This is a genomic window from Sulfuricurvum sp. (assembly GCF_023250475.1).
Taxonomy (GTDB): domain Bacteria; phylum Campylobacterota; class Campylobacteria; order Campylobacterales; family Sulfurimonadaceae; genus Sulfuricurvum.
In genome coordinates, this window is record NZ_JAHFAQ010000162.1 from 1 (window position 1) to 3,797 (window position 3,797).

Below are 3,797 nucleotides of genomic sequence, written 5' to 3' on the forward strand. Positions count from 1 at the left end.
TTCGGCTGATCACCTTTTTTATGCGGACGTGGTGGAACGGTAGACACGCTACCTTGAGGTGGTAGTGCCAACAGGTGTGGGGGTTCAAATCCCCCCGTCCGCACCATCTATTTTTCTTCTTTAAAAATCAATCAAAATTCAAACTTTTCTTCACAAACATCTTCTTTCTTCTTGATATATTGCCACAATTTTGAAGTATAATGAGAAATGAAAATCACATGTCACAAGGATTAAAAATGGCATATATTACACAATTAAAACATTTGATACAAAATGAGTTGATTCCCGATGTGGAAGAGCATATTGACGATATTTTTGAATCGATTGCCTCACAAAAAGATGCAACGGTCGAAGAACGTGCACAGCTTGAAGATATGCAAGCGCTTCGCGATGAGTACAAAGAGCTTCTTACTGAGCTAAACGGCGGCGATATTGATGAAGAAGAGGCGGAACAGCTTTATACCGAACTCACCTCAATGCGCGAAGGCGAAGGGGATGAAGAGGATGACCTCTTCGATGATGAAGAGGATGAAGACGAAGATGATTATGATGAGTTTGACTTAGAAGACGAAGATAATCAGTATTAATGGCAAAGTATATTTTACTCGATACCGAGACAACTGGAGCAGGGGATGAGGATCGTATTATTCAACTCGGTTTTATCGTTTTAGACGGTAAAAGTGTTGACGTATATAACGATCTTTGTTTGGCTCCACTTCCGATCGGATATGGGGCGATGGAAGTTCATGGGATTACACCTGAGATGCTGGAGGGGAAACCCTCTTGTGTTGATACGGAAGCATATCAAGCTCTGTGTGATCTCAATAGCAGTGAAAATGTACTTATTATTCATAACGCACCGTTTGACTTGGGGATGCTTTCGAAAGAAGCGTTTAGTTCGAACATGCGCCTCATAGATACTCTTCGATGCGCACGTCATCTGTTTGATGATGAAGAGTCCCATCGATTACAGTATTTTCGATATCGTTTGGGTCTGTATAAAATTGAGAAAGCCGAAGCCGATGCTTTGGGGATCGAAGTCAAAGCGCACGACGCGATCGGTGACGTATTGGTATTGAAACTTTTTCTTACCGAGTTGCGTAAACGTTTAGCAGAGCGTTTCATCGGGGCAAATCCTATCGATAAGATGGTGGAACTAACTCAAACACCTGTATTGTATACCCGTCCTTTGAAGTTCGGTAAATATAAAGGAAAAACTCTCACCGAAATTGCTGAAACCGATAAAGGGTACCTCACATGGATGTTAGGCAACATGGATAGCCTCGATGAGGATATGCGTTATTCGATAGAGAAAGTTTTGAACGCTTAAATCGATTGCTGATGCTGTATCACTTGTGAGGTGTCGACTACAAGATTATCCATATTGTGTTTGAGTGCATAGGCAATGAGATCAAACAGGTCGTGAATCGTCTGAAATTCACTTAGTTCATCATTTGCGGAGATAACTGCCATATAGAAGTGTTTGGAGAAAAAACGGGTCTGAACGCGAGAGAGAATATTGTTGGCCGCTTTTATCCCTTGTTCTTCATTGGTATTGTCAAAAATGATAGCACAAAAGTTAGATTGAAAATAGACAACGGTGTCACTACCGCGCAGATATTGGTTGCAGGCGCTTAAATCACCGTTCTCTTCGGATATGTAAGCTAGAACTATCGAGTAGTTAGTATGATAACGGCTAAATCGATAGTAATAGTCTTTGCTCGTTTTAAGCAATATCTCTTGATAATGTTGACGGTGCGTATTCAAACTGTTGATCATAATACATACCCTTTGACTATCTGTAAACTGTACAATGGTGTTTACATTGTAGCATATTTTTTACGATAGGTATTAAAAGGTCGTTTTGGTTGATGTAGCGATTTCGCTGAGGCGGTAGGCCGCATCGACATGGCCGTTGCGCATCGCTTTTCTCCACCACTCCATAGCCTGTGTAATATCTTTATCGACACCCTCTCCGTAGAAATAGATCATCCCCATGTGAAATTGTGCTTCAGGATCACGTTTGTAGGCTGCTAACGGGTAAAGAATTTGATACGCTTTTGCATAGTCTCCCGCATCATAGGCACTAATCCCCTCGTAGAGTTCATCCATCGTTAAAATCCTTTTAAAATATTAATAACATTATACCTCTGGAGCATTTTTTTAGGCTGATGGATTATAATGCGCGGTATGAACTATGAAGATCTTGGCGGGAAATCGATTTTAGTGTTGGGGAAAACCCGTGCGGTGAGCGCAGAGGAGTTTGATACACTTCTCAAGCTTAATAAAATAGAGCGTCTCGGCAGTTATAAGGAGGGAGTTGCCCTTATTATCGAAGGGCGGATGATGAATCCTTATGAAGAGGCAGAATCGGTACGTCTTTATGAGCTGGGTATTGCCCCGATCATTGAACTTTCCCACTTTGAGGAGTGGCTTTGCAAAAGCATCGAGCCCAATCGGCTGCTGATGAGTCTCAAGCTCTCCCGAAATCAGGAACGTCTCGTCAACTTTTTGAAAAATCCCTACATCACCGATGAACTTTTTTTTAAACTCCTTAAACTTTACGATTGGCAAAACGAGGGGTTGTTTGATAATGATGCCAACCGGGATGTAACCGCCTCTATAATCGGAAGGTTTTACACCGATTTGGATCGTAATCACAATGTTCAGTATGCAATGAGCGGCCTGGCACATCTGATCGAGCGGTACGGAACGGAGGCGTTGATCACTGCTATTTCAGAGCTTGCTCCCATAGCGCGTGAATTAAAAACTCCATCCGATCGATCATATGCGGGAGTACTGGATGCAATGGCCCTTCATAGCGATACCTCTGAGGGTATTTTGTCGCTCTTAATCGGTGAGCGTGCAAAACTTTTGGCTTACAGGGAACCTTTGGGATTGGAGAAAGAACTTCTAGCGCTCAATACGGAAGAGATCAATACGATCCTCTCTCAAAATACAACGTTATCAGAGGATGGGGCTGCTTTGCTGGAATACACCTACCCGCAACTCATTGCTTCCAATACGAGGCTCAGCGAGGAGCGGTTTGATCGTTTGATGAAAAAATATCCGCACGCTCTTGCCGCCAATGCGACACTGACGCCTAAGATGCAGCAATGGTTATATGCTTTAGGAGATGAGACTGTGTTTGAATCGCTTGCCGCCAATCCGATTACTGAAAATACAATACTGGAAAAACTTTTTGAAACGGGAAGATTTCGGGTGCAGTTGGCTATGAATCCTTCGCTTGCACCGCAGAAGCTGGAAAGGCTTTTTTTGTCCCAAGATGCCGATGTTTTACTAGCGCTTTCCGCCAACCTCTCTACCCCGATCGCTCTTCTTTATCAGCTCTCCCTTGATCAGCGGTTTGAACGGAGCGTTAAAACGAATCCAGCTTTCGGAAAACATATACAAACCTACAATATAGGATGGAACTGATGCGAACCAAAGATACCATTGAGACAATGGGCGCGCTGATTGATGCGAAAATACCGACATTTTTATGGGGAGCACCCGGAATCGGAAAATCTTCCATTATCAAACAAATAGCGCGTGAAAGCGGTATCGAGTGCATTGATCTACGTCTTTCTCTAATGGATCCTACCGATCTTAAGGGGATTCCGTTTTATGAGAAAGATTCTCACAGTGCATTGTGGGCTCCGCCGTCATTTTTGCCGCGTGAGGGGCGAGGGATACTTTTTCTCGATGAGCTGAACTCCGCCGCGCCTGCGGTACAAGCATCGGCGTATCAGCTGATTTTGGATCGCAAAGTCGGTGAATACACGCTGCCTGAGGGG

The 3,797-nt window shown here is 43.5% G+C and carries 6 protein-coding genes and 1 tRNA gene; 5 read left to right on the plus strand and 2 right to left on the minus strand.

Annotated elements, in window-relative coordinates:
* The first annotated feature begins 22 nt into the window (after positions 1-22).
* From Q0C19_RS11340 to Q0C19_RS11350, 3 genes are all read left to right on the plus strand, one after another.
* Positions 23-106, plus strand: a tRNA-Leu gene (locus tag Q0C19_RS11340).
* A gap of 130 nt (positions 107-236) precedes the next feature.
* Positions 237-587 (plus strand): hypothetical protein, encoded by a 351-nt coding sequence (locus Q0C19_RS11345; protein ID WP_295056075.1) that lies wholly within the window; start codon positions 237-239, stop codon positions 585-587.
* Entirely contained in the window at positions 587-1,330 is a 744-nt protein-coding gene (locus Q0C19_RS11350) for an exonuclease domain-containing protein (protein ID WP_295056077.1), read from the plus strand. The genes Q0C19_RS11345 and Q0C19_RS11350 overlap by 1 nt, the downstream gene beginning before the upstream one ends.
* Here Q0C19_RS11350 and Q0C19_RS11355 read toward each other — a convergent pair.
* A complete protein-coding gene (locus tag Q0C19_RS11355; RefSeq protein ID WP_295056079.1) occupies positions 1,327-1,779 on the minus strand; it encodes a hypothetical protein in 453 nt (150 codons plus the stop codon). The two genes, Q0C19_RS11350 and Q0C19_RS11355, sit on opposite strands and share 4 nt — an antisense overlap.
* A 72-nt stretch (positions 1,780-1,851) precedes the next feature.
* Positions 1,852-2,112 carry a hypothetical protein gene (locus Q0C19_RS11360; RefSeq protein ID WP_295056082.1) on the minus strand — a complete coding sequence of 87 codons (261 nt, stop codon included), beginning with the start codon at positions 2,110-2,112 and terminating at the stop codon, positions 1,852-1,854.
* A 78-nt stretch (positions 2,113-2,190) separates the two neighbouring features.
* Here Q0C19_RS11360 and Q0C19_RS11365 point away from each other — a divergent pair, with 78 nt between their 5' ends.
* Entirely contained in the window at positions 2,191-3,438 is a 1,248-nt protein-coding gene (locus Q0C19_RS11365; protein ID WP_295056085.1) for a hypothetical protein, read from the plus strand.
* On the plus strand, positions 3,438-3,797 hold a 360-nt coding region (locus tag Q0C19_RS11370; protein WP_295056088.1), incomplete at its 3' end, for a MoxR family ATPase. The genes Q0C19_RS11365 and Q0C19_RS11370, both read left to right, overlap by 1 nt.